The organism is Pseudomonas sp. PP3 (genome assembly GCF_905336995.1).
In the GTDB taxonomy this organism is placed as follows: Bacteria; Pseudomonadota; Gammaproteobacteria; order Pseudomonadales; family Pseudomonadaceae; genus Aquipseudomonas; species Aquipseudomonas reinekei.
Map to the genome: position 1 here is coordinate 4,294,531 of NZ_HG995459.1, position 25,166 is coordinate 4,319,696.

Annotated in this window: 13 protein-coding genes; 5 read left to right on the forward strand and 8 right to left on the reverse strand. The window is 62.2% G+C overall.

The window, feature by feature from the left end:
* Nucleotides 1-6 precede the first annotated feature (6 nt).
* From KHO07_RS19605 to KHO07_RS19625, 5 genes are all read right to left on the reverse strand, one after another.
* Nucleotides 7-231 carry an MbtH family protein gene (locus tag KHO07_RS19605; RefSeq protein ID WP_075948058.1) on the reverse strand — a complete coding sequence of 75 codons (225 nt, stop codon included), beginning with the start codon at nt 229-231 and terminating at the stop codon, nt 7-9.
* An 81-nt stretch (nt 232-312) separates the two neighbouring features.
* Complete coding sequence (locus KHO07_RS19610; RefSeq protein ID WP_150736084.1) at nt 313-1,719, reverse strand: aspartate aminotransferase family protein; 1,407 nt, start codon at nt 1,717-1,719, stop codon at nt 313-315.
* 57 nt (nt 1,720-1,776) lie between these two features.
* Nucleotides 1,777-2,259 (reverse strand): GNAT family N-acetyltransferase, encoded by a 483-nt coding sequence (locus tag KHO07_RS19615; RefSeq protein WP_212625264.1) that lies wholly within the window; start codon nt 2,257-2,259, stop codon nt 1,777-1,779.
* Between the two features lie 117 nt (nt 2,260-2,376).
* Nucleotides 2,377-3,702 (reverse strand): ATP-binding protein, encoded by a 1,326-nt coding sequence (locus KHO07_RS19620; protein ID WP_150736082.1) that lies wholly within the window; start codon nt 3,700-3,702, stop codon nt 2,377-2,379.
* Nucleotides 3,699-4,379 carry a response regulator gene (locus KHO07_RS19625; RefSeq protein WP_150736081.1) on the reverse strand — a complete coding sequence of 227 codons (681 nt, stop codon included), beginning with the start codon at nt 4,377-4,379 and terminating at the stop codon, nt 3,699-3,701. The genes KHO07_RS19620 and KHO07_RS19625 overlap by 4 nt, the downstream gene beginning before the upstream one ends.
* A 193-nt stretch (nt 4,380-4,572) precedes the next feature.
* On the opposite strand from KHO07_RS19625, the gene KHO07_RS19630 reads away from it, so the two are divergent.
* The 4 genes from KHO07_RS19630 (at nt 4,573) to dsbG (ending at nt 8,984) form a co-directional block, all read left to right on the forward strand.
* The gene (locus tag KHO07_RS19630) at nt 4,573-5,523 is read left to right on the forward strand and encodes a sel1 repeat family protein (protein ID WP_212625265.1); all 951 of its coding nucleotides are present in this window, start codon (nt 4,573-4,575) and stop codon (nt 5,521-5,523) included.
* Nucleotides 5,524-5,644: 121 nt separating this feature from the next.
* On the forward strand, nt 5,645-7,387 hold the full coding sequence (gene dsbD, locus KHO07_RS19635) for a protein-disulfide reductase DsbD (protein ID WP_212625266.1): 1,743 nt from the start codon (nt 5,645-5,647) through the stop codon (nt 7,385-7,387).
* Nucleotides 7,387-8,241, forward strand: coding sequence for a TlpA disulfide reductase family protein (locus KHO07_RS19640; RefSeq protein ID WP_212625267.1), 855 nt, complete (start codon nt 7,387-7,389; stop codon nt 8,239-8,241). The genes dsbD and KHO07_RS19640 overlap by 1 nt, the downstream gene beginning before the upstream one ends.
* A complete protein-coding gene (gene dsbG, locus KHO07_RS19645; protein ID WP_150736077.1) occupies nt 8,217-8,984 on the forward strand; it encodes a thiol:disulfide interchange protein DsbG in 768 nt (255 codons plus the stop codon). The genes KHO07_RS19640 and dsbG overlap by 25 nt, the downstream gene beginning before the upstream one ends.
* Nucleotides 8,985-9,074: 90 nt before the next feature.
* Here dsbG and KHO07_RS19650 read toward each other — a convergent pair whose 3' ends face one another.
* Nucleotides 9,075-9,890 (reverse strand): alpha/beta fold hydrolase, encoded by an 816-nt coding sequence (locus KHO07_RS19650; RefSeq protein WP_212625268.1) that lies wholly within the window; start codon nt 9,888-9,890, stop codon nt 9,075-9,077.
* 207 nt (nt 9,891-10,097) lie between these two features.
* Nucleotides 10,098-23,096 (reverse strand): non-ribosomal peptide synthetase, encoded by a 12,999-nt coding sequence (locus KHO07_RS19655; protein ID WP_212625269.1) that lies wholly within the window; start codon nt 23,094-23,096, stop codon nt 10,098-10,100.
* Nucleotides 23,097-23,478: 382 nt separating this feature from the next.
* Between KHO07_RS19655 and KHO07_RS19660 the strand changes: the two genes are divergently transcribed.
* Nucleotides 23,479-24,027 (forward strand): RNA polymerase factor sigma-70, encoded by a 549-nt coding sequence (locus tag KHO07_RS19660; protein ID WP_150736074.1) that lies wholly within the window; start codon nt 23,479-23,481, stop codon nt 24,025-24,027.
* Between the two features lie 93 nt (nt 24,028-24,120).
* On the opposite strand, the gene KHO07_RS19665 is transcribed toward KHO07_RS19660, so the two are convergent.
* Nucleotides 24,121-25,131 carry a GNAT family N-acetyltransferase gene (locus KHO07_RS19665; protein ID WP_212625270.1) on the reverse strand — a complete coding sequence of 337 codons (1,011 nt, stop codon included), beginning with the start codon at nt 25,129-25,131 and terminating at the stop codon, nt 24,121-24,123.
* Between the last annotated feature and the right edge of the window lie 35 nt (nt 25,132-25,166).

Consider the following 25,166-nt stretch of genomic DNA (forward strand, 5'->3'; position numbering starts at 1 on the left):
CAATGATCAGTGAGCGACAGCCTGCTCATCCATCTTCCGGCGCAAACTCAACGGGCGCATGTCAGTCCAGGTTTCCTCGATGTAAGCCAGGCATTCCTTTTTCAGTCCGCTCTTGCCCACGGTCCGCCAGCCTTCAGGCACGGCTTTGTAGTCGGGCCAGATCGAGTATTGCTCTTCGTGGTTGACCACGACCTGAAAGAGGATGTCCTCGCGGTCGAAAACTGAAGTCATGCTGTTTCTCCATCACTGTAGGGTGGGCTGTACGCGATGTGCAGCCGCTATGTAGAAGGAACGTTCCGGCGGCCGGAAAATTTAAAGCCCGGTGGTGGCGGCGGCCAATGCCCGGCCGAAAATCTCGGCGACGCGGTCGATTTCTGCGGCGGTAATCACCAACGGCGGCAGGAAACGCACCACCGCGCCGTGCCGGCCACCCAGCTCCAGGATCAGGCCGCGCTTGAGGCACTCGCGCTGCACCAGTGGCGCCAGACGGGCGAAGGCAGGCGGATGACCCAAAGCGTCCAGCGCCCCGGTCGGATCGACCAGTTCGACGCCCAGCATCAAGCCACGACCGCGAATGTCACCCAGTTGCGGGAAGTCGCGCTGCAAGATGCGCAAATGTTCGCTCAAGCGCTCGCCCATGGCGGCGGCGTGTTCGCACACCTTGTGCTCAACCAGATAACGCATCACCGCGGACCCGGCAGCCATGGCCATCTGATTGCCGCGGAACGTCCCGGCATGGGCGCCCGGCAGCCAGGTGTCGAGCCAGTCGCGATACACCACCACTGCCAGCGGCAGACTGCCGCCGATGGCCTTGGACAGGACCACCACGTCCGGAATGATCCCGGCATGTTCGAAGGCAAACATCTTGCCGGTACGGGCGAAACCGCTCTGGATTTCATCGACGATCAGCGCCACACCCGCCTTTTCGGTAATCCGGCGCAAGCCACGCAGCCAGTCCAGATCGGCCGGGATCACCCCGCCCTCGCCCTGCACCACTTCAACGATCACCGCCGCCGGCAATTGCACGCCGGCCTCCGGGTCGCTCAACAGATTTTCGAGGTAATTGAGGTTGGCCTTGACCCCTTGCGCGCCGCCCAGGCCGAACGGGCAGCGGTAATCGTAAGGGTATGGCATGAATTGCACGCCGTTGCTGAGCAACGCACCCAGGGGCTTTTTCGGCCCCAGGCTGCCCATCAGGCTCAACGCGCCCTGGCTCATGCCATGGTAACCGCCCTGAAACGACAACACGGTGCTGCGACCGGTGGCAGTGCGCACCAGTTTCAACGCGGCTTCCACAGCGTCGGTGCCGGTGGGGCCGCAGAACTGAATCTTCGCCTCGGCCGCCAGTGCTGGCGGCAACAGGGCGAACAGGTCCTGAACGAACCGGTCCTTGACCGGCGTGGTCAAGTCCAGCGTGTGCAGTGGCAATTCGTCAGTCAGCACCTGCTGAATGGCCTCGATCACCACCGGATGGTTGTGCCCTAACGCAAGAGTGCCCGCACCGGCCAGGCAGTCGATGAACGTGCGACCTTCGACGTCTTCGACATGGATGCCCTTGGCGCGCTTGAGTGCCAGGGGAATGCGTCGCGGATAGCTGCGCGCGTTGGATTCCTGCTGGTTCTGACGGGCCAGTAACGGCGATTCAGTGAATTGATAAAGCGTCTCGGTCGGGGCGACCCGGGCCGGCTGATCTTCGATAAGGCTGGTAGCGACTGACATCTCTCGACCCCTCAATAAGGTTTTCCTGTTCTGGAAACGCATCAGGGGCTCAAGGATTTACACCTTCGACAAGGCTTTGTGCATGGGGATGGCAGGAAGCCCCGCCACCGTGAACGTTCCGGCGTGCGGCTGGTAACCCAGGCGCCGATAAAAGGCTTCGCCGGTCCGCGTGCTGTTGAGTCGTGACTGGCGCAGGCCCTGGTCAATCAACCAGTTTTCAAGATCACCCACCAACGCCTGACCCACCCCGCGCCGAAACCACTCCGGCAGTACATAGCAGAACGCAACCTGCCCCTCGTTCGACGCCATCGCCACACCGACCGGTTTGTCCTGCAACAGGCCGACGTTGAGGTACAGACGCGGGTCCGTGAGCCAAAGGCGGATATGTTCGTGGGTTTGATTCCGGGTCCAGGCCGCGACGGTTTGCGGCTGGTTGCGATGGTCGAGCGCGCAACCGACGCGGATGGAACGCTCGATGATGCGGCTGATGATGCCGGCGTCGCCCGGGGTAGCCTTACAGGTGTGTATGGGGTCGTCCATGGCGCTGTTCCTCAATCCGTTGAGTTTGAGGAACGATAGTCGTGGGAGGTCCGGGCAGCCAATGGAGAGACGTTACTTTTGATGTGCACCCGCTCCTACAGGGTCTTGTTGTGTTTATCAGACCGATTGCAACGGCATGGTCAGCTCAACCCGCAACCCGTCCGGTCGGCTGTCGAAATGCAACGTGCAGCCGCAGCGCTGGACGATGGCCTGGACAATCGCCAGGCCAAGACCGCATCCGGTGCTCTGACCGTTGCGCCAGAATCGTTGGGTCAGGTGCTGCAGGTCGTCTTCGGCAATGCCCGGCCCGTGATCGCGCACCACAAATTGCACACGGTTGCCGCTGGTCTGCAAACTCAGCTCGACTTGCCCTTCACCGGGCGTATGACGCAAAGCGTTGTCCAGCAGGTTGCGCAGCGCCGCAATCGACAGCACTGCGGGCATTTGCACCGGCGCCTGGGAGGCCTTGGTCGGCGGTTGGAACTTTATGCGCTGACGATCGCCGCCCGCCGCGTCCTGAATCGCCAGTTTCGCCACTTGCTCGGCGCTGCACTGCACACCGTCATCGAACGACAAACTGCCCTCGACCCGGGCCAGCAACAACAATTGTTCAAGCGTGCGGTGCAGGCGGTCGGCGCCCTCCTCGGCCCGGGCCAGGGATTGGTCCCGAGCCACGCCATCGGTCATGCGCGCCACCTGCAGGTGGGTCTTGATCGCGGTCAGCGGGCTGCGCAATTCATGGGCAGCGTCGCCGGTCAGCCGACGCTCACGCTCGATGGTCTTGCCGATTCGCTGGAACAGCTGGTTCTGCGTGTCGAGCAGCGGTTGCAGTTCGCTGGGCAATGGCTGGACCTGCAACGGTTCCAGAGAGTCGGGACTGCGACGCATCAAGGCATCGCGCATACGGTTGAGCGGCGCCAGCCCCTGGCCGATCCCCAGCCACAGCAGGCACAGGCAACCGAGCAACGCCACACCCACCGGCACCGAAGCGGCCAGCAGGATCGACATGTTCAAGGCCTCACGCTCGATTTGCCGGTCCGCCGTGGTGATGCGCAGATCGCCGCGAGCCAGGGTAAAACTGCGCCACGGCGCGCCGTCGATCATCTGGTCGTGGAAGCCCATTTTTTCGGCTTCCAGGGTTTGTCCGGGATCGGTGTGACTGCGGGCGAGGATTTCCCCGCGCAACGAACTGACCTGGCACGCCATGCCTCCGGGAATGTTCAGCTGTTCGGCGCTGAAATGCGTGCCCTCACCCTTGCTCGGTACCGGCGGCAGTTGCTCCATCAGCCCGGCGACCATCCGCGCCGAGGCCACCAGGCGCTGGTCGAGGGAGAACATCATCTGGTTGCGCAGGTCACTGAGCATCCAGGCCGCAGCCAGCGCCCAGATCAGTGCAAACGCGGCGCCGAGCGTCAGGCTCAGGCGCAAACGCAAACTCATCACTTCGATTGATCTCCGCCGTCAGCCGGCCCCAGGCGATAGCCCAGACCGCGCACGGTTTCGACGATGCCTTTTCCCAGTTTGCTGCGCAGGTGATGGATATGGACGTTGAGGGCGTTGCTTTCCAGTTCGTCGTTGAAGCCGTAGACGCTGTCCTTGAGTTGCTCGGTGGACAGCACCCGGCCACGGTTATGCAGCAGGGCCTGCAACAGCGACTGTTCGCGGCGCGACAAATCCACCGGTTGACCGGCGAGCGTGGTTTCACGACTGCTCGGGTCGTAAGTCAGGGCGCCGTGTTCAATCAGGTTGACACTGCGCCCCGCCACGCGTCGCAACAGCGTGTGCAGGCGCGCGGCCAGTTCGCGCAGGTCGAAAGGCTTGAGCAGGTAGTCGTCGGCGCCAGCCTGCAAACCATCGACGCGGTCGGTGACCGAGTCCCGGGCGGTGAGGATCAGCACCGGCAGTTCCAGACCGTTGTGGCGCAGCTGCTGCAACAACTTGAGGCCGTCTTCGTCGGGCAACCCGAGGTCGAGCACCATCACGTCGAACGCTGCGACCTTGAGCATCGCCCGGGCGGCGGACGCCGTGGCGACGTGCTCCACGGTCAGCCCCTGAGCGGTCAGGCCGGCGACGATGCCGCTGGCGATCAGCTCATCGTCTTCACAAACCAGTACGTGCATGGAAAGCCTCGTAAAAATAAAGCCGATTAGGCAACAGATCGATTAACCCGAGATTATGCCTGCTGTCCACAACGGTCCAATAACACGCGGCAACGTTGGCTCAGTGCAATACATATCTACCGCATCCGCGCCGATCTTTCCCAATAGCCTGTGTCGGGTAGCACTTAAATTCAACTCAACACAGGGATTAACTATGTATACCCATGAAACAGCGTTAAGGAGCTTATTCAATCTGCGCGAGGCAATCAGCATCCACGTTGGCCAAGTGACCGATCAGCAAGTGGAAGCCACAACCAAGGGCCTGGCCTTGTATGACCTGGGTGAGTTCACCCAGTCGCAACCTTATCTGACAATCGGCGCCACCGCCGGAGACCGCGCGTCACAATACGCATTGGGCGAGGTTTTCAGGCGTCGCGCACGGGGCCTGAACGATGACGCTAAAAAGTGGTATCAACTGGCTGCGGCGCAAAATCACGTGTACGCCCTGTTGCGGCTGGGTGACGCTGACTCATTGACCAAAGCACGGGGGCTGGCTCAGGCAGAAGCCGATAAGGGCAATGCCGACGCCATGCTGGCGCTGTACGAAATGGATCAGGATATTGCGGTGCTTAAAAAAGCGGCCGACGCCGGATCGCTGGAGGCCCAGTACATTCTCGCAGTCAAGTACGAGTCGGACCCGAATCTCATTACCGACAGCATCGAACGGGAATCGACGATTGACGCATTGCTGAAAAAAGCCGCAGAGGGCGGCCTTTCGCAGGCGATGAGTTGGTACGCCAATCGTCCTCCCATCAAGCAGGATCTGCCTGTCAGGCGTCAGTGGCTGGAAAAACGCGCCCAAATGAATAATGTCCACTCCCTGCTGAACTATGCCCGCGCCCTCGGTGGTTTCTATACCGCTGAAGATGGCACTGATGAATATGGCTTCACGGAAGATCCGGTCAAAAGTTACGGCTTATTCTGGCTGATCACTCAAACCACCCGGGAGTTGTCTGTGCATAACCTGGCAGCGCAAGACCTCCGGTCCGTAGCCACAGACATGACAGCCGATCAGATCGCCGCGGCCAAAGTCTTTGCCCGGCAGTGGGAGGCGGATCATCCGCCAATGTCCGAGTACAGGTTGACCTACAGCGATATCAGTTAACTCGGCTTGGCCAGTCACGCGATGTCGTCTCAATCAATGCGCTCGCGGGCTTTTTTGCTTTAACACCCGGTTAATCGACGACCATCATCGTGGGCAAATCATGAAGCCCCAGGTGTTGTCGATGCGTTACGTCGTTTTCTTGTTGCTGGCATTATTTGCCAGCCTGGGTATAGCCCAGGCTGGCAGCAATCCATTCGATTCCAAACCGGACTTTCTTCCGGTCAGCAAAGCCTTCGTTTTTACTTCTGAACGCCTGGACTCCGGTGAAACCCAGTTGTTCTGGCAGATTGCCGACGGCTATTACCTGTATCAGAAACGGCTGAAGTTCGACGGATTGCCTGCCGATCAGCATCCAGCGTTGCCGCAGGGCGAAGCGCACAGTGATGAGTTTTTCGGTGAGCAGCAGGTTTATCGACAAGGTCTGGAACTGAAGATCCCGGCCGGGGCCAGTGGCCAGATCAAGGTGGGTTTCCAGGGCTGTGCCGATGCGGGTTTGTGTTATCCGCCGCAGACCCAGGTTGTCGATCTGGGCAAGAATGTGGCAACCGTTGTGACAAACGAAGCACCGGATCAAGCGTTGGCCAGCAACCTGCAACAACGGGCGCTGGGCTGGAGCCTGCTGGTGTTCTTCGGTCTGGGCCTGTTGCTGGCCTTCACCCCTTGTTCATTACCGATGCTGCCGATCCTGGCCGGGTTGATCGTCGGCAGCGGCGCCAGCCCCAAACGTGGCGTGGCGCTGGCCGGCAGTTATGTGGTGAGCATGGCGCTGGTCTATGCGGCGATGGGTGTGTTGGCGGCCTCCCTCGGAGCGAACCTGCAAGCCTGGCTGCAAAACCCATGGCTGCTGGGGAGTTTTGCGGCGATTTTCGTCTTGTTGGCGCTGCCCATGTTCGGTTTCTTTGAACTGCAACTGCCGGTAGCGGTGCGTGATCGTCTGGAGAATGTCTCGCGCAACCAGCGCGGCGGCAGCCTGATCGGCGCGGGTGTGCTGGGTGCCTTGTCCGGTCTGCTGGTCGGCCCGTGCATGACCGCACCGCTGGCCGGCGCCCTGCTCTACATCGCACAAAGCGGCAACGCTTTGCACGGCGGGCTGATCCTCTTCGCGATGGGCGTCGGCATCGGTGTGCCGCTGCTGTTGCTGGTGACTGTCGGCAACCGCTTCATGCCCAAGCCTGGCGCCTGGATGAACCTGGTCAAAGGCATTTTTGGCTTCCTGTTCCTCGCCACTGCGTTGCTGATGCTGCGCCCGGTGCTGGACGAAAGCCTGTGGGTCGGTTTGTGCGGCGCGTTGCTGGTAATCGCGGCCTATAGCGCGTGGAAGCAATCAGAGGGTTTTGGTCGCGTGGCGCATCTGTTCGGAGCCACATCGTTGCTGCTCGGTTTGTGGGGCAGTCTGTTGCTGATCGGTGCGGCGGGGGGCAGTGATGACGTGTTCAAGCCGTTGCAGGTTTTCCGCGCGTCGAGTTCGGCCGTTGCTGCTGTTCCGGCGGGTCACGACGCTTTCACCACCATCAAGGATCCGCAAGCCCTGCAACGGGAGCTCGACGCCGCGCAAGCGCAGGGCCAGTGGGTATTGCTCGATTACTATGCCGACTGGTGCGTGTCGTGCAAGGTCATGGAAAAACAGGTGTTCGGTAAAACCAAAGTGCTCGACGCCTTGAGCGATGTGCGCTTGCTCCGACTGGACGTCACCGCCGACAATGCCGCCAGCCGCGAATTGCTCGGTCGCTATAAAGTGCCGGGGCCGCCGAGCCTGTTGTGGATCGGTGCCGACGGCGTTGAGCGTCGCAGTCAGCGCATCACTGGCGAAGTCGATGCCGAGACGTTCCTGCAACGCTGGACCACCACCCGAGACGCCCGCTAATGCTGACCTTTACCCTCGGCACCTTTGCCATCGCGCTTAACCACCTGCTGCTGATCAGTGCATTGGCACTGGCGACCTTTGTCGGTTGGCGGGTGGCCAAGCGCGGAGGCGATAACCCCGAGTCGGTGCTGTTCAGCCTGTTCCTGATCGGCATGCTCGCGGCGCGGATCGGTTTCGTTGCCGTTTACTGGAGTCACTATCGCAATGATCCCTGGCAGGTCATTGATCTGCGCGATGGCGGTTTCCTCGCCTGGCCGGGCGTGATCGCGCTGGTGCTCGCCAGCGTATACCGGGGCTGGCGTCGGCCAGGCCTGCGCCGCCCGCTGGGCTTTGGCGTGGCCAGCGGCCTGGCGTTCTGGCTCCTGGCGACGTTTTCGCTGACGATCTACGAGCAAGGCACACGCCTGCCGGAAATCACCCTGCGCAATGCCGCCGGTGAAACCGTGCAATTGGCCGACTACAAGGGCGGCCCGCTGGTGATCAACCTGTGGGCCACCTGGTGTCCGCCCTGCCGTCGGGAAATGCCGGTGCTGGAAAACGCTCAACAACAACGCCCGGACCTGACCTTTCTGTTCGTCAATCAGGCCGAAAGCATGCAAAGCGTTGCTACGTTTCTGGAAACCCAAGGCCTGAGTCTGTCCAACGTGCTGTTCGACGGCAGTGGCCGCCTGGGCCAGGCCGTGGGTTCCATGGCATTGCCAACTACGCTGTTCTATAACACCGACGGTCGCTTGCTGGGCAGTCATCTGGGTGAACTGTCACACGCCAGCCTGGCCCGCGCCCTGGAAAACTTCGACTCCGTACCTGCCACCTCTGCAAGGAAACTGCCATGCCCCGCCTCCGCCACCTGCTGACCCTGAGCCTCGGTGCCGCCCTGCTGCACCTGCCATCGGTGCAGGCCGAAGAGCTACCCGAGGCGATCAAGAAGATCGAAGCCAAAGGCGCGAAGATCGTCGGCCAGTTCGATGCCCCTGACGGCTTGCGCGGTTACGCCGCGCAATACCAGAACCGAGGCATGGCGCTGTACCTGACGCCGGACGGCAAGCACGTGCTGCTGGGCAATCTGTATGACGCCGAGGGCAACGACCTGAGCAGCGCGCCGTTGCAGAAACTGGTGTACGCGCCAATGGCCAAGGAAGTCTGGGGCAAGATGGAAGCGAGCAACTGGATCGCCGATGGCAACAAGGATGCGCCGCGCATCGTCTACATGTTCAGCGACCCGAACTGCCCCTACTGCAACATGTTCTGGGAACAGGCGCGGCCATGGGTCAAGGCCGGCAAAGTGCAGTTGCGGCACATCATGGTCGGCATCATCCGTGAAGACAGCCCCGGCAAGTCCGCCGCGCTGCTCGCCGCCAAAGACCCGCAAAAAGCCCTGCAAGACCACGAATCCGCCGGCAAGGCCAGTACGCTCAAAGCCTTGAAGGAAGTGCCACCGGCGATCCAGGCGAAACTCGCGGCCAACATGCAGCTGATGGAAGACCTGGAGCTGCAAGCCACCCCGGCGATTTTCTACATGGACAGCAAGGGTGAGCTGCAACAGCAACAAGGCGCGCCGTCGCCGGACAAGTTGGCGAAAATTCTCGGGCCAAAGTGACTTCACTCACCTCATCGCGAGCACGCTCGCTCCTACAGGGGAATGCATTCCAATGTGGGAGCGAGCCTGCTCGCGATGGCGTCGTTAGGGTTAATGATTTCTTGCAGCGATAAACTTCAACAGTTCGGCAGTCACAAACCCCGGATTTTCCAGATTGGAAATGTGCCCCGCCTCCGGCACCAGCACACACGGGCAACCAATCAACTCCGCCATCTCACGGGCTTCCGACGGTGGACGCGGCTTGTCCTGATCACCACAAATCACCAGCGTACTGGCGGCATCCAGTTCACCCAGACGCGGCAACAGATCATCGCGCCCAAACGTAATCCGCCCCATCGGCACGATGCTTTCGCGCAGCCGTTGCGGCGCTAATGCCGCGAGTTTGGCACGGAAGTCCTGATACAGCGCCGACTGCGGATCAATCCCCGGGCGGAAGAAAATCGGTACCACGATGTCGAGCAGTTGCGGCGCGATCACACCGCTTTCTTCGATCATCTTGAACAGCGAGAAGTAATACTGGCGGGTCGGCTCCGGTTCGACACCGACATAGGTGTCCATCAACACCAGCCCGTTGAGCCGCTGCGGTGCCGACAATGCCAGGCGCACGCCCCACATGCCGCCAACCGACAGGCCGATCAGCGTCACGCGGGCGAGATCCAGATGATCGAGCAGCGCCAAGGCCTGGCGCGCCACATCGTCCAGCGATGCAGTGCCTGCAGGCAGTGGCCCCGATTCACCGTGGCCCCACAGGTCCAGCGCGATCACTCGATACTGTTGCGACAGTGCGGCAATCTGTGGCGCCCACATGGCCTGGTCCCACAGGTAGCTGCCGGCCAGCAGGACTGCCGGGCCGGTGCCTTGATCGATGTAGTGCAGGGGTTGGCCGTCTATCGTTACGAAAGGCATCAAGTGTCTCCGCCGTGAAAAATGGAGCATGAAGACTGAGCGGCTGACGGTGCGTAGTCAATCACACGATTGTATGCGTCTGTACAACCGCCATCGCTGGCAAGCCAGCTCCCACAGGGATCAATGTTGTTCACAGTTTATGTGTCCACCACTGCACCTTGTGGGAGCTGGCTTGCCAGCGATGAGTCCAGCCCAGCCGCTAGAGAATCAAAGCCCCTCCAGCGCCGCCATCAAATCATTCAACCGCTCCGCCTTGTCCCCGGTGATCTCGCTGGCCGCCAAACCGTCGATGTACCCCGCCAGCTCCTCAACCGTGCTGCATTCGAACATCGCCCGCAGCGGCACATCCCGCTGCAGGGTTTTCTGCACCCGCGAGGCGATCTGCGTGGCCAGCAGCGAATGCCCGCCCAACTCGAAGAAGTTGTCGCGAACACCGACCTTATCCACCTTCAACACTTCGGCCCAGATATCTGCCAGGGTCTGTTCCAGTTCATTGCGCGGCGCTACAAAGTCCTGGCTTTGCAACTGGCCGATTTCCAGCGTCGGCAAGGCGTTGCGGTCCAGTTTGCCGTTGGCGTTGAGCGGCAACCTGTCCAGCCACAGCCAGTGCAGCGGCACCATGTATTCCGGCAGTTCGGCACGCAGGCGTTGCTTGATGCGCGCGAGGCGTTCAGCCGGATTGAGCGTGGAATCCGCCGCGACCAGATAACCAACAAGGTGCTTGCCGTTTACGCCCTCCTGCACACCGACCGCCGCATCGCGGACTTCCGGCTGTTCGTACAGGCGCGCTTCGATTTCACCCAGTTCGATGCGGTAGCCGCGAATCTTCACCTGATGATCAATGCGCCCGACGTATTCCAATACCCCATCGCTGCGACGGCGGGCCAGGTCGCCAGTGCGATACAACCGATCACCCGGCGCGCCAAACGGGTTGGGCACGAACACCTGTGCGGTGCGCAGCGGATCACTGACGTAACCGCGCCCGACGCCAGTGCCGGCGACGCACAACTCGCCCACCGCACCCAGCGGCACCAGTTCCAAGGCACCGTCGAGCAGGTACAAACGGTTGTTGTCGGTCGGCATCCCAATCGGCAAGTAGCTGCCGCGAGTAGAGGCTCTATCGACGCGGAAGAACGCCACGTCGTCCGAGCATTCCGCCGGACCGTAGGCATTCACCAGGCCGATGTCCGGGTAACGCTGCAACCACTGATGCGCCAGTTCCGGCGGCATCGCTTCACCGGTCGGCAGCATCCAGCGCAAACCGTCGAGGCTCATGCGTTCCTGGGCAAGCATGCCCTGGATCAGCGACGGCACGCTTTCCAGCACGCTGATGCGCTGATTCGAAACATGCGCCAGCAAGCCCTGCGGATCGTGGGCGATGGTGTTCGGCACGATGTCCACTCGCGCACCGAACAACGGCGCGGCGAGGAACTGCCAGACCGAAATGTCGAAGCTTTGCGAAGCGGTCTGCGCGATCACGTCGGTGTCGCTCAGGTTCAGGTACGGTACTTTGCTCAACTGGTTATTGAGCATGCCGCGCTGTTCGACCATCACGCCCTTGGGCAAACCGGTGGAACCGGAGGTGTAGATCACGTAAGCCAGGTTATCCGGGCCGCTGTAGATCCCCGGGTTATGGCTCGACACCCCACTCGCCTGCACCTCTTCCCAGACCAGCAATCGAGGCCGATGGGCGCAGGCGAATTCGTCCAGCAGCGCAACCGCCTGCTCGCGGCAGGCCTGGGTGCAGACCAGCAACGGCGTACGGCTCAGGTCGATGATGCGACTCAGGCGCTGGCTCGGCAGCCCCGGGTCCAACGGCAGATAACCGGCCCCGGCCTTGAAGCTGCCGATGATCATGCCCAGCAGATCGAGGTTGCGCTCGGCCAGCAAGGCCACCGGTTGATCCAGCCCGACACCGGCAGCCCTCAGCGCATGACCGAGACGGTTACTGCGTTGGTTCAGTTCGGCGTAGCTGTGCTGCTGCGCGAGGCAACTGGCGGCGATCCGCTGTGGATGCGCGGCAACCTGCGCTTCGAACAATTCAACGTAACTCTGCTCCAGCGCATAGGCATGCTCGCTCTGGTTGCAGCCGTGGATCAGGAAGTCCTGCTCCTCGGCACCCAACAACGGCAACTCGGCCATGTCGCCGTGGAAACCTTCGACCAACGCCAGCAGCAAACGCTTGAACTCACCGAGCATGCGCTCGACGGTGTTTTCATCGAAGTAGCGCTGGTCGTAGGACAGGTGCAAGCCCAGGTCATCGCCCGGATAGCACACCGCCGTCAGCGGGAAGTTGGTGTGGGTGCGGCCCGAGTCGGAGGTCGCGTTCAGGCTCTGGGCGCGGTCCAGTACCGAAGTTTCCACTGGCGCGTTTTCGAACACGAACAGGCTGTCGAACAGTGGCTGGCCCTTCGGCAGTTCGCTTTGTTCCTGGATGTTCACCAACGGCAGGTATTCGTACTCGCGCAGTTGCATGTTGCTGTCGAGCAAACCGCTGAGCCACTGGCGCACGCTGCAACGCTGATCGTCCTGCGGCATCTTCACCCGCAGCGCGATGCTGTTGATGAACAGGCCAACGGTGCGTTGCATCTGCGGCATGTCCACCGGTCGCCCGGCCACCGTGACGCCGAACAACACGTCACGATCACCGCTCAGGCGGCGCAGCACCAGCGCCCACGCCGCCTGGGCGAAGGTGTTGATGGTCAGCTGATGGGCCTGGGCCAGCTCACGCAGTCGTGCACCGTCACGGGCGTCGAGCCTGGTATGGCGGTCACCGACGGTCATGCCGCCGCTGTCGCCGGCGTGTTCACGCAGGAACGGTCGATCACTCGGGATCGGCGTGGTGCGTTCGAAGCCCTGCAGATTGGTTTTCCACCATTGTCGCGCTTCGGCCAGGCTCTGGCGTTGCAGCCAGCCGATGTAATCGCGGTAACGCGGCGGCACGGCCAGTTGCGCGTCCCGGCCCTCGCCGAGGGCGCTGTAGATTTCGAAGAAATCGTTCATCAACAGCGAACGGCACCAGGCATCGATGAGGATGTGATGGTTGCTCATCATGAACCAGTAGCGCGCCGCGCCCACACGAATCAGGCGCAAGTGGAACGGTGCCTGGTTGAGCAGATCGAAGCCAGCCTCGCGCTCGGTCTTGAGCAAGATTTGCAGCTTGGGTTCCTGCTCGGCTTCGGCGATATCGCTCCAGTCCAGGTACTCGATCGGCGTGCTGCCCGGCTTGTGGATAACCTGCAACATGTCTTCGCCGATGTTCCAGCAAAACGACGCGCGCAACGCTTCGTGACGGGCGATGACCGCTTGCCAGGCCTGGGCGAAACGCTGCGGGTCGAGTTCGCTGTTGATGCGATAGCGATCCTGCATGTAGTACAGGCCGGTGCCGGGTTCCAGCAAGGTGTGCAGGAGCATGCCTTCCTGCATCGGGGTCAGCGGGTAGACATCCTCGATCACCGCCGCCGGGACCGGTAGCGCATCGAGTTGCGTCTGATTGAGCCGCGCCAGCGGGAAATCCGACGGTGTCAGGCCACCGACGTCATCACGCAGGCAATGTTCGATCAGGCTTTGCAGCTCGCCAAGGTAAGCGTCTGCCAGCTCGTTGATGGTCTGTGGATCGTGGCGTTCGGCGCTGAAAGTCCAGCGCAGTACCAGTTCACCCGCGTACACCTGGCTGTCGATGCTCAGATCATTGGGCAACGGTGCATTGGCATCGTGGGCCGCGCCGATGGCTTCATCCAGCGGATGGAACAGCGCATCGGCACCGAAACTCTGATCGAACTGCCCCAGGTAGTTGAAGGTGATCGGTGCCACCGGCAACCCGGCCATGCTCTGGCGACACAGGTCATCGGCGAGATAGCGCAGCACGCCATACCCCAGACCTTTGTGCGGCACGGCGCGAAGCTGTTCCTTGATCGCCTTGATCGAAGCGCCCTGCCCGGCCGCCTCTTCAATGTTCGACGGGGTCAGGCGCAGCGGGTAAGCGCTGGTGAACCAGCCGACGGTGCGGGTCAGGTCGATCTCGTCGAACAGTGCTTCGCGGCCATGGCCTTCCAGTTGAATCAACGTCGAGGCGTGACCGCTCCAACGGCACAGCACACGGGCCAGTGCGGTCAACAGCAGGTCGTTGACCTGGGTGCGATAAGCGCTCGGCGCCTGTTGCAGCAACTGCCGGGTTCGCTCGCGGTCGAGGCGTACGCTGACGGTTTGCGCATGCCGGTTTTGCCGTCCACCGTCGGGACGATCACACGGCCATTCGGCGCTCGGCCCGGCCAGTTGCGCCTGCCACCAGCTCAGTTCTTCACGCAGGGATTCGCTGCCGGCATAGGCGTGCAAGCGTGCGGCCCAGTCCTTGAACGCGCTGGTTTTCGCCGGCAGTTTCACCGATTGCCGCCCGTCGAGTTGGCGGTACACGGTTTGCAGATCGTCCAGCAGCACGCGCCAGGAAACGCCATCGACCACCAAGTGGTGAATCGCGATGAACAAGCGCTGCTGGCCCTCGGGACCATCGACCAGCAGCACGCGCATCAGCGGCCCCTCGGCGAGGTCCAGGCTGCGCTGGGCGTCGGCGAACAGCGCGGCGCATTTGTCCATCGACGGAACGCGCACCTGCCACAGCTCCGGCGCATCGGAAATCGCCTGATGTTCGGCATGCCATTGGCCCGCCACGTTGCTGAAACGCAAACGCAAGGCGTCGTGCTGTTCGATCACCGCCAGCAGCGCCTGCTCCAGACGATGAGGCTCCAGCGGTGCCGTCGGTTGTAGCAACAACGCCTGGTTCCAGTGTTGGCGCTGTGGAATATCGGTGTCGAAGAACCAGTGCTGGATCGGCGTCAGGTGTGACTCACCGCTGAGCAAACCTTGCTCGGCGCTGACCTGCTCTGTGCGGGTCGCCACGGCGGCGAGGGTCTGTACGGTCTGGTGCTGGAACAGGTCACGCGGGCTGAAATGGATGCCTTGCTGCCGTGCGCGGCTGACCACCTGGATCGACAGGATCGAGTCGCCGCCCAGTTCGAAGAAGTTGTCGTTGAGACCGACCTGCGCGACGTTCAGCACTTCGCACCAGATCTGCGCCAGCGTGATTTCGAGCTCGTTGCCCGGCGCGACGTATTGCTGGCGGTTCAGCTCCGGGTCCGGTGCCGGCAAGGCGCGACGGTCGAGTTTGCCGTTGGCGGTCAGCGGCATGCTGGCCAGCAGGATCAGGTGCGTGGGTACCATGTAATCTGGCAGTTGCGATTTGAGATGCGCCTTGAGCGCCTCGCGCAGTTCAGCCTGTTGCGCTTCGCCAGTTTCCGCGACGTCGCTCACCAGATAGCCAACCAGCTGCTTGCCGCTCGGTGCATCCAGCGCCAACACCACGGCTTCACGGATCGAATCGTGTTCCAGCAGACGGGTTTCGATTTCCCCCAGCTCGATACGGAAACCACGAATCTTCACTTGGTGGTCAATACGCCCGAGGTACTCCACCAGGCCATCGGCCCGCTGACGCACCAGGTCGCCGGTGCGGTAGATACGCCCACCGTTGTCGGCAAACGGATCAGCCACAAAGCGTTCAGCGGTCATGCCCGCACGCTGGTGATAACCCTGGGCCAGACCGGCACCGCCGACGTACAACTCACCGGTCGCGCCTTGCGGCACCAACGCCAGATCGGCATCGAGGATGTACGCCACGCGGTCGCCAATGACGCTGCCGATCGGCACACTGCCCAGGCCTTCCTCGAGGACGTGCGGGGCCAGACTGGCCAGCGGCATGACCACGGTTTCGGTCGGGCCGTAGGCGTTGAAGAACAGGCTCGGTTTGAACGCCGCGCGAATGCGCGACAGGTGTTCGCCGGTCAACGCTTCCCCCCCGGTGATGATCATGCGCACCGGCAGGATCTCGTTGCGAGTCGCCAACCATTGCGCCAACTGGCTGCCGTAACTCGGGGTGAAACCGAGGACGTTGATGTGATGAGTGCGGATCAGGCCGCAGATTTCTTCGGCGTCCCATTGGCCCTGCGCACGCAGCACCACTTGCGCACCGCTCAACAACGGCACCAGCAACCGCTCGGTAGCGGCGTCGAAGTTGATCGAATAGAAATGCAATTCGCAATCGTCCGGGCGCATGCCGAAACGCTCGATCACGGCGCGGCAGTGCATGGCGATTTCGCCGTGGGACACCACCACGCCTTTCGGCTTGCCGGTGGAACCCGAGGTGTAGATCAGGTACGCCTGATGTTGCGACAGGCTGATAAATGGCAGTTCGCTGGCCGGGTAATCGGCCAGTTTTGCGGCGTCCTCTTCGACGCACCAACGGCCAACCGTCGACGGCAATTCGCCGAGGGCCTTGAACATCGCCGCATCGCTCAAGAGCAATCCGACGCCGCTGTCTTCGATCATGTAGTGCAAGCGATCGAGTGGGTATTCCGGGTCCAGCGGCACATAGGCGCCGCCGGCCTTGAGGATCGCCAGCAAGCCGACGACCATTTCCAGCGAACGCTGCAATGCCAGACCCACGCGAACCTGCGGCCCGACACCGCGTTCGCGCAGCATCCATGCGAGGCGATTGGCGCGGCTGTCGAGTTCGGCGTAGCTGAGGGTCTGCCCGGCGAAGGTCAGTGCCGGCGCATCGGGACGCGCCAGTGCCTGCTCGCTGAACAGATGATGGATGCACTGATCGAGGCGATGCTCACCCGCTTCGACACCGAGGCTATCAAGCAGATGGCGTTGTTCGCCGGCTTCGAGCAGCGGCAATTCACTGAGGCGTTGTTGCGGATCGGCAATCAACGCTTCCAGCAAGTTGCGCCAATGCCTGGCCATGCGCGCAATGCGCGGTTCGTCGAACAGATCGGTGCTGTAGGTCAGGCAGCAACCGAGGCGATGGTCGAGGTCGGTGACTTCCAGGTTAAGGTCGAACTTGGTCGCACGGGCATCGTTGGCCAGGTACTCGACGCTCATGCCGGCCAAGGTGCGGCTCTGCTGGAATTCCCAGCGCTGCACGTTGCACATCACCTGGAACAGCGGGTTGTAAGCAGCGCTGCGTGGCGGCTGCAAGGCTTCCACCAGATGATCGAACGGCAGGTCCTGATGGGACTGGCCTTCGATTACCGTGTGGCGAACCTGCTCGAATAACTCGCCCACGGACATCTGCCCGTCGAGCTGGCAACGCAGTACCTGCGTGTTGAGGAACGCACCGATCAGCCCTTCGCTTTCCGGACGAATCCGGTTGGCCACCGGTGCGCCGATGCGCAAATCGGTCTGGCCGCTGTAGCGGTACAACAGCGTGGCCAGGGCGGCGGTCATGGTCATGAACAGGGTCAAACCGTTTTGCGCGTTGAAGGCGCGGACACGTGCGGCGAGGTCATCGCTCAGGTCAAAACGGTACAACTCACCTTGATGGCTTTGCACCGGCGGACGCGGTCGGTCGGCGGGCAACTCCAGCAGCGGATGTTCACGGCCCAGTTGCCCGGTCCAGTAGTCGAGCTGACGCTGGCGCTCACCGGACTCCAGCCACTGACGCTGCCACACGCTGTAGTCGAGGTACTGCACCGGCAGCGGCGTCAGCGGCGACTCGCGGTCATCGATGAACGCTTCGTACAGCGCGCTCAACTCGCGGGCAAAAATATCCATCGCCCAGCCTTCGGTGACGATGTGGTGCAGGGTCAGCACGAAGTAATGTTCCTGCTCGGCTGTCTTGACCAGGCAGGCGCGCAACAGCGGTCCGCTCTCCAGATCGAACGGCTGGTGCGCTTCAGCGTCGGCCAGTTGCTGGACTTGCCACCTGCGAACATCGGCTGCCAGCGCAGTGAAATCCTTCCAGTCCATGCGCACACCCGTCTCGGCATGCACCTGCTGACGCGCCACGCCATCGACGCTCGGGAACGTGGTGCGCAGGGTTTCGTGGCGCAGGATCAGCGCTTGCAACGCGGCTTCGAAACGCCCGACATCCAGCACCCCGCGCAGCCGCGCCATGCCGCCGACGTTGTAGGCCGGGCTGTGTGGCTCCATTTGCCAGAGGAACCACATGCGCTGCTGGGAATAGGACAGCGGCACCGGTTGGCTGCGGTCGACTTTCTCGATCGGCGGCTGTTTGTTGGTACTGCCGCTGGCCTGGATCAGGCGGACCTGCTCGGCAAAGGCGCCCAGCTCACTGTTCTCGAACAGCGCACGCAGCGGCAACTCGACGTCACAGGCCTGGCGAGTGCGGGAAATGATTTGCGTGGCCAGCAGCGAGTGGCCGCCGAGGGCAAAGAAGTCGTCGCGCAGACCGACTTGCGCCAGGCCCAGCACTTCGCGCCAGATACCGGCGAGCTGTTGCTCCAGTTCGGTCACCGGTTCGACGTGTTCGCGCACCTGCCACTGCGGTTCCGGCAAGGCACGACGGTCGAGTTTGCCGCTCGGGCCAAGGGGCATTTCGTCCAGCCGCATCAGCTGTGCCGGGACCATGTACTCCGGCAATTGCGTCGCCAATGTGGTTTTCAGCCGTGCGGTTTGCGCGTCGATGGATTCACTGGAATCGGTCGTGGTGTAGTAACCGATCAGTTGCCCCCCGGCTGAGGTTTCGCGCACCAATACCACGGCTTGAGCGACGCCATCCTGGGCCAGCAGCCGCGCTTCGATTTCTTGCGGCTCGACGCGGAAGCCGCGCAGCTTGACCTGCTGATCGAGGCGGCCGAGGTATTCAATCACGCCATCGGCGGTCCAGCGCGCACGGTCACCGGTGCGGTACAGACGCGCGCCCTGCTCGCCAGACGGATCGACCACAAAGCGTTCGGCGGTCAGGCCCGGACGGCCCAGATAACCGCGCGCCAAACCGATGCCGCTGATGCACAACTCACCCGGCACGCCAGCCGGAACCGGGTTGAGCTCGCTGTCGAGCACGCGGCAAATCACGTTGCTCAATGGCCGGCCAATCGGCGAGCGCTCGCCATCGGCGCGAGTGCAGTGCCAATGGGTGACGTTGATCGCGGTTTCGGTCGGGCCGTAGCGGTTGTGCAGTTGCACTGCCGGCAATTGCTCCAGCACGCGGTTGCGCAATTCGGCGGGCAACGCTTCGCCACCGCAGAACACCCGGCGCAGGCTGGTGCATTCAGCCGTCAGAGGTTCGTCGATGAACAGCGAAAGCAGCGGCGGGACGAAGTGCAGCGTGGTCACGCCATATTGCTGGACCCGTTGCGCGATGCGATGCGGATCGCGGTGCTCACCAGGGGCGGCGATCAGCAAGCGGGCACCGGTGATCAGCGGCCAGAAGCACTCCCACACCGATACGTCGAAACTGATCGGCGCTTTTTGCATCAGCACATCGGTGTCGTTCAGGCGATAGGTGTCTTGCATCCATTGCAGGCGTTCGGCAAGGGCCGCGTGGGTGTTGCCGACCCCTTTCGGTTGGCCGGTGGAGCCGGAGGTGTAAATCACATAGGCGAGGTTGTCGCCGTGCAGGTGAAGGCCCGGCGCGTGACTCGGCCAGCGCTCCAGATGCAGGGCATCCATGGCGATCACGCTGACGCCGTCAGTTGCCGGCAGACGCTGCAGCAATGGGCTTTGCGTCAGCAGCAATTCCACGCCACTGTCGCTGAGCATGTAGGCCAGACGCTCGGCCGGGTAATCCGGATCGAGCGGCACATAAGCGCCACCGGCCTTGATGATTGCCAGCAGGCCGATCAGCAGTTGCGGCGAACGCTCGCACGCGATCGCTACGCAAACGTCCGGCCCCACACCTTTGTCGCGCAGGTAATGGGCCAGGCGATTGGCCTGGGTGTGCAATTCGGCGAAGTCCATCTGGCCACCCTCCCACAACAGCGCAGTGCGCTGCGGAGTCTGACGGGCCTGTTCGTTGAGCCGTTCAGGCAGCCACTGCTGGGCCGGCGCGCCGGGCGCGACGGACCAGTCGGCTTGCTGATCGAGTTCGGCGCCGGTCAGCATTTGCAGGTCGCCGATGGCGGTTTGCGGTTGCGCGCAAATGGCCTGCAACAGGTTGCTGAAGTGCCCGGACAGACGCGCGATGGTCGCCGCCTCGAACAGCTCGCTGGCGTAATCGAAAGACAGACTAAGGCGACCGTTGCGATCCTCTTCACTGTGCAACTGCAAATCGAACTTGGCTTCGCGGCTGTGCCACGGCAATTCTTCGGCGAGCAACCCCGGCAGGCGTTTCAAGGCGCTGAGGTCGCGCTGCTGATGGTTGAACATGACCTGGAACAGCCCTTGTTCACGGGCTTGCGCAAAGGCTTCGAGCAGTTGTTCGAACGGCAAATCCTGATGCGCCTGCGCACCCAATGCCGCCTGCCGGGTTTGCGCCAGCAGGTCGGTGAACGGCAGCCGTGAGTCCACTTGCGCGCGCAGCACCTGAGTGTTGATGAAGAAGCCGATCAGGCCTTGGGTTTCCAGGCGCGGACGGTTGGCGTTCGGCACGCCGATGCGGATGTCACGCTGGCCGCTGTAGCGATGCAACAGGGTCTGGAACGCGGCCAGCAGCAGCATGAAGGGGGTCGATTGATGGGCCTGCGCGGTCTGGCGAATGGCATCGCTGAGGGCGGCGTCCAGGCGCACGGTGTGGCGTTCGGCGCTGTTCAGGTGTTGCGCCGAACGCGGATGGTCGGTGGCCAGGCTCAAGTTCGGATGCTCATCGCCCAACCGGTCTTTCCAGTAAGCCAGTTGCCGCTCGCCCTCGCCTTGCGCCAGCCATTGCCGCTGCCAACTGCCGTAGTCGGCGTACTGAGTGGGCAAAGGCGCGAGCGTTGCCTGCTGCCCTTGGGAAGCCGCCGCGTACAACCGTGCAAATTCGTCGATCAACACGTTCAGCGACCAACCGTCGGCGATGATGTGGTGCATCGTCAGCAACAGTTGATGGTCTTCGTCGTCAAGGCGCACCAGCGTCACCCAGAACAGCGGGCCTTTCTCCAGATCGAACTGGGTCCGCGCTTCGTCTTCGCGGATTTGCTGCGCGCGCGCCTCACGCTCGGCGGGCGCAAGGTCGCTGATATCGATCACTTGCAGGCTGAATTCGTCAGCCGCAACCACCTGTTGCAGGGCCACGCCGTCACGTTCGAAGAACCGCGTGCGAAGGGATTCGTGGCGCTCGATCAACTGCTGGAAACTGGCGCGCACCGCGTCTTCATTCAGCTCACCGCGCAAACGCAAGGCACCGGGAATGTTGTAGGCACTGCTCAGCGGGTCGAGTTGCCAGGTGATCCACAAACGGTTTTGTGCCAGGGATTGCGGCATCGGTTGATGGCGTGACAGCACAGTGATCGGCCCTTGGGCCAGCCCACCCTCCTCTTGCTGACGGGCCACCACCTCGGCGAATGCGCCGAGGGTCGGCGCTTCGAACAGCAGGCGCAGGTTCAACTCCAGGCCCAACTCTTCGCGCAAACGCGCCACCACCTGTGTCGCCGCAATGGAGTTGCCGCCGAGCAGGAAGAAGTGATCGTCGGCGCCCACCTCGTTGAGCTGCAACTGCTCGCACCAGATTCGCCCGATCAGGCTTTGCAGCCCGGAGCCAATTTCGGTAGCGCCTGCGCTTTCGCTGGTTGCCGACGGGAACACGGCGTAACTGTCGAGGCTGCCATCCGCCAGGCGATTGCGGCACGCCGAGCGCTGCAGTTTGCCGCTGGAGGTCTTGGGCAGTGCGCCCGGATTGAGCAGCACCACCACGCTTGGCGCTTCCTGACAGGCTTCGGCGACAGCCTGGCGAATCGCTTTGATCAGCGCTTCGGGCGGCAGGATTTTTTGCACGCTGCGACTGATTTCCGCCGCGATGCCGATGCCTTCCTGACCGTCCACACTGACCGCGAACGCCGCGACGCGACCTTTGCGCACGACCTCGACTTCTCGCTCGACGGTCTGCTCGATGTCCTGTGGATAAAGGTTGTGGCCGCGCACGATCAACATGTCCTTCAAGCGGCCGGTGATGAACAGCTCACCGCCGCGCATGAAACCCAGGTCACCGGTACGCAGCCAGGTGCGGCCGGCGTGCTGGACGAACGTCTTGGCCGAAGCTTCGGGATTGCGCCAGTAACCGTGGGCGATGCTCGGGCCAGCCGCCCAGACTTCGCCGACGGCGTTGTCGTCCCGTTCAGTGAGCGATGCCGGATCGATAATCAGCACCGCGTGATCCGGCTGACTGATGCCGCAGCTCATGATCGCGCTGCCCTCACCCGGCTCGGCGCGGTTCTGCGTCAGCGCTTGATCGTCCACCCGCAGGTTGCCGATACCTTGGCCGCGCGGTGTGCCGGCGACGAACAGCGTGGCTTCAGCCAGACCATAAGAGGCCATGAAACTGTCGTCCGTGAAACCGCAAGCGGCGAACTTCTCGGTGAAGCGCTCCAGGGTGTCGAGACGGATCGGCTCGGAGCCGGAATACGCGACGCGCCAGCGGCTCAGGTCGAGGCGCTCCAGCGCCGAATCGCTGACCCGCTCGCTGCACAGCCGATAGGCAAAGTCCGGCCCGCCGCTGATGGTACCGCCATAGTCACTGATCGCTTCGAGCCAGCGCAGCGGCCGGCCGAGGAAATACGCCGGCGCCATCAGCACGCACGGCACCCCGCTGAAAATCGGTTGCAGCAGGCCGCCGATCAGGCCCATGTCGTGGTACAGCGGCAGCCAGCTGACGATCACGTCGTCGGGGTTGAGGTCGATACCGAAACCGTGGCGAATCAGCCGTTCATTGGCCACCAGGTTGCCGTGGCTGACTTGCACGCCTTTGGGCAACGCGGTTGAGCCGGAGGTGTATTGCAGGAATGCGATGTGATCGCCTTGCAGGTCCGGCGCGACCCACCGCTCGGCCAATGCGCTGTCGAGGGTATCGACGCACAGCAACGGCGGCGCACCTTCGATCTGTAGCAACGCATCACGTAAACCGGCGCTGGTCAGCAGCAGGCGCGGCTCTGCATCGCTGATGATCGACAGCAGGCGCTCCTGATGATGACGGCGCGTCGACTCCGGCGGATAAGCCGGCACGGCGATCACGCCGGCGTACAGGCAACCGTAAAACGCCGCGACGTAATCCGGGCCGCTGGGAAACAGCAGCACCGCGCGATCCCCCAAATCAGCCTCGGCCTGCAGCGCGCCGGCAATGGTTCGCGCACGCTGGTCCAGTTCGCGATAGCTGAGCACCACAGCCTGATCCCGGGTTTCGGCGAGAAAACGCAAGGCCACACGATCCGGCGTCAGGGCCGCGCGGCGCTGAAGGGCTTGGACCAGTGTGCTGGGGAGTTCGAACGCGTCGGTCATGAGGTTTCCTGCCTGAATTCGGCTTGCAAATGGAATCGGTTTTCTGACGTCACGCCCCTTCGAGGGCGCGCAGGGCGCGGTCTTTGCCGACCGCGCAAGGCATTGGGAATACGGTTGTGCCGGGGCTACTGCCCGGAGCCATTCACCAATGAGAACGGATGGCATCTCGAAATAATTAGTCGCCAGGCTTGAGCGCCAACCAGGCCGGGGAGCTGCGAACGTGCGTCAGCGTGTCGCAGTTCGCACTCTGCACCCTCAAGGAGCATTAGTTCTCTTTCTCAATTGACAATCATTATCATTCAACATAATTTGTCGCTCGATGTGTAGGGCGGCCCAGGACTTCTCGTCGTCCCACTAACCTTTTGGCAGCAGGGTGATTTCCATGACGGAACAAGTCTCCACAAGCAGGTGCGATTCGCCGCTACTTCAGGCATTCGTCGACAATCGACTGATTCTGGTCAAGATTGCAGCCCGCATCACCGGCTGCCGATCTCGCGCTGAAGACGTGGTGCAGGACGCGTTTTTCCGGCTGCAATCCGCGCCGCAAATCACGTCCTCGTTCAAGGCTCAGCTCAGCTATCTGTTCCAGATCGTGCGCAACCTGGCGATTGATCACTACCGCAAGCAGGCACTGGAGCAGAAGTATTCCGGACCTGAAGAGGAAGGCCTGAACGTGGTCATCCAGGGAGCTTCGCCGGAAACGTCGCACATCAATTTCTCGACCCTGGAAAACATCGCCGATGCGCTGACAGAGCTGCCAAGCCGCACCCGTTACGCCTTCGAGATGTATCGCTTGCACGGTGTGCCGCAGAAGGACATCGCCAAGGAACTCGGCGTCTCGCCGACCCTGGTGAACTTCATGATTCGCGATGCGCTGGTGCACTGCCGCAAGGTGTCGGGCACTCGGGCGGACAGCATTGCTCGTCGTTAAGAACTGAAGTTTGCGTCGCCACTAATCGCTAGCAGGCTAGCTGCCTGCTCGCGATGACGGACTCAAGCCCCATACCGACCTTGAGCCTTGCCGTCACACCAACCCGCACCGATCAAAAAACCGCTCACGCCCCAGCGCCATCAAAGCAGCACGCTTGTGCGGGAAGTCGAACTCTTTCTCGCGGAAAAACCGTTGATCCTGCATGTACCCGATCATCTTGGCGTTGTCGGCGCGAGGCTCGGCAACCACCCGCTGAGTGCGCGGCTCATCAAGAAACAGGTAATGCACCAACGCCGATAACCAGCTCGCGACCTTGTGCGGGCCACGGTGATGTTCCTCGCCCACCAGCATGTGAATGCCACGGTCATAATCGCCGGCATCGTAGAACGGTGCGATGCGATCTTCCTTGGCCCAGTAGGCTTCGAAATAGGCAAACGGTTGATCGTCGAAACAACCGATCAGCGTCAGGGTATGGGGGTCGGCTTCGAGTTTGCCCAGGTACTCGCGATGCTGTTCGAGGCTGCCCTCCTCCTGCCAGAAACTCGCGACGCGCGCGCTGTTCTGCCACCGATTGAAACGCGCCAGATCGGCATCAATGTCCACCGTGCGCAGGGAAATCCACATCCCCAGTCGCGCATCGAAACGCCGGTAAATCTCGCCGCGTGGCTGGGGCGGCCGCAAGGGATGGCGCTTGCCGCCACTGATGATCATTTGCTGGGGATAGCTGTTGGTCAACGACTGCACAAGCCACGGCTGCGGCAACTGCCAGAATAGCGTGCGCTCGCAGCGGAACTGACTGGCCGTTTGCGTGGGGATCAACAAACCGCTGAGCAGAGCCTCGGTCGGAGCTTCATCGAGTTGCCAGATCAGGCGCTGGCAGGCCGGATCACGGGCGAACAGCCAGTAACAGGCAGCCCACACAGCCGAGGTGTCGAGGTGACCGCCTTCCTCTCGTTGCACCTTCAACTCGGGGTCGCGACTGAGCCGCAGCTGGACCAGCGATTGGCCGTCAAGGCTGAGGCTCAGGCGGTTTTCGGTTTCATCGGCTTCAAGACGACTGCCTGAGGGTAACGCCAGGGCAGTCAGGTCATTCAGATTGGACATGGGTCGGGCTCACGATCGTCGACAGTTCAACCATG

Bases quoted from the DNA above. Each gene is read 5' to 3' on its own strand.
- KHO07_RS19665 (WP_212625270.1), bottom strand. From the start codon at position 25,131: ATGTCCAATCTGAATGACCTGACTGCCCTGGCGTTACCCTCAGGCAGT.
- KHO07_RS19640 (WP_212625267.1), top strand. From the start codon at position 7,387: ATGCTGACCTTTACCCTCGGCACCTTTGCCATCGCGCTTAACCACCTG.
- dsbG (WP_150736077.1), top strand. From the start codon at position 8,217: ATGCCCCGCCTCCGCCACCTGCTGACCCTGAGCCTCGGTGCCGCCCTG.
- KHO07_RS19660 (WP_150736074.1), top strand. From the start codon at position 23,479: ATGACGGAACAAGTCTCCACAAGCAGGTGCGATTCGCCGCTACTTCAG.
- KHO07_RS19605 (WP_075948058.1), bottom strand. From the start codon at position 231: ATGACTTCAGTTTTCGACCGCGAGGACATCCTCTTTCAGGTCGTGGTC.
- KHO07_RS19615 (WP_212625264.1), bottom strand. From the start codon at position 2,259: ATGGACGACCCCATACACACCTGTAAGGCTACCCCGGGCGACGCCGGC.
- KHO07_RS19610 (WP_150736084.1), bottom strand. From the start codon at position 1,719: ATGTCAGTCGCTACCAGCCTTATCGAAGATCAGCCGGCCCGGGTCGCC.
- KHO07_RS19650 (WP_212625268.1), bottom strand. From the start codon at position 9,890: ATGCCTTTCGTAACGATAGACGGCCAACCCCTGCACTACATCGATCAA.
- dsbD (WP_212625266.1), top strand. From the start codon at position 5,645: ATGCGTTACGTCGTTTTCTTGTTGCTGGCATTATTTGCCAGCCTGGGT.
- KHO07_RS19655 (WP_212625269.1), bottom strand. From the start codon at position 23,096: ATGACCGACGCGTTCGAACTCCCCAGCACACTGGTCCAAGCCCTTCAG.
- KHO07_RS19625 (WP_150736081.1), bottom strand. From the start codon at position 4,379: ATGCACGTACTGGTTTGTGAAGACGATGAGCTGATCGCCAGCGGCATC.
- KHO07_RS19630 (WP_212625265.1), top strand. From the start codon at position 4,573: ATGTATACCCATGAAACAGCGTTAAGGAGCTTATTCAATCTGCGCGAG.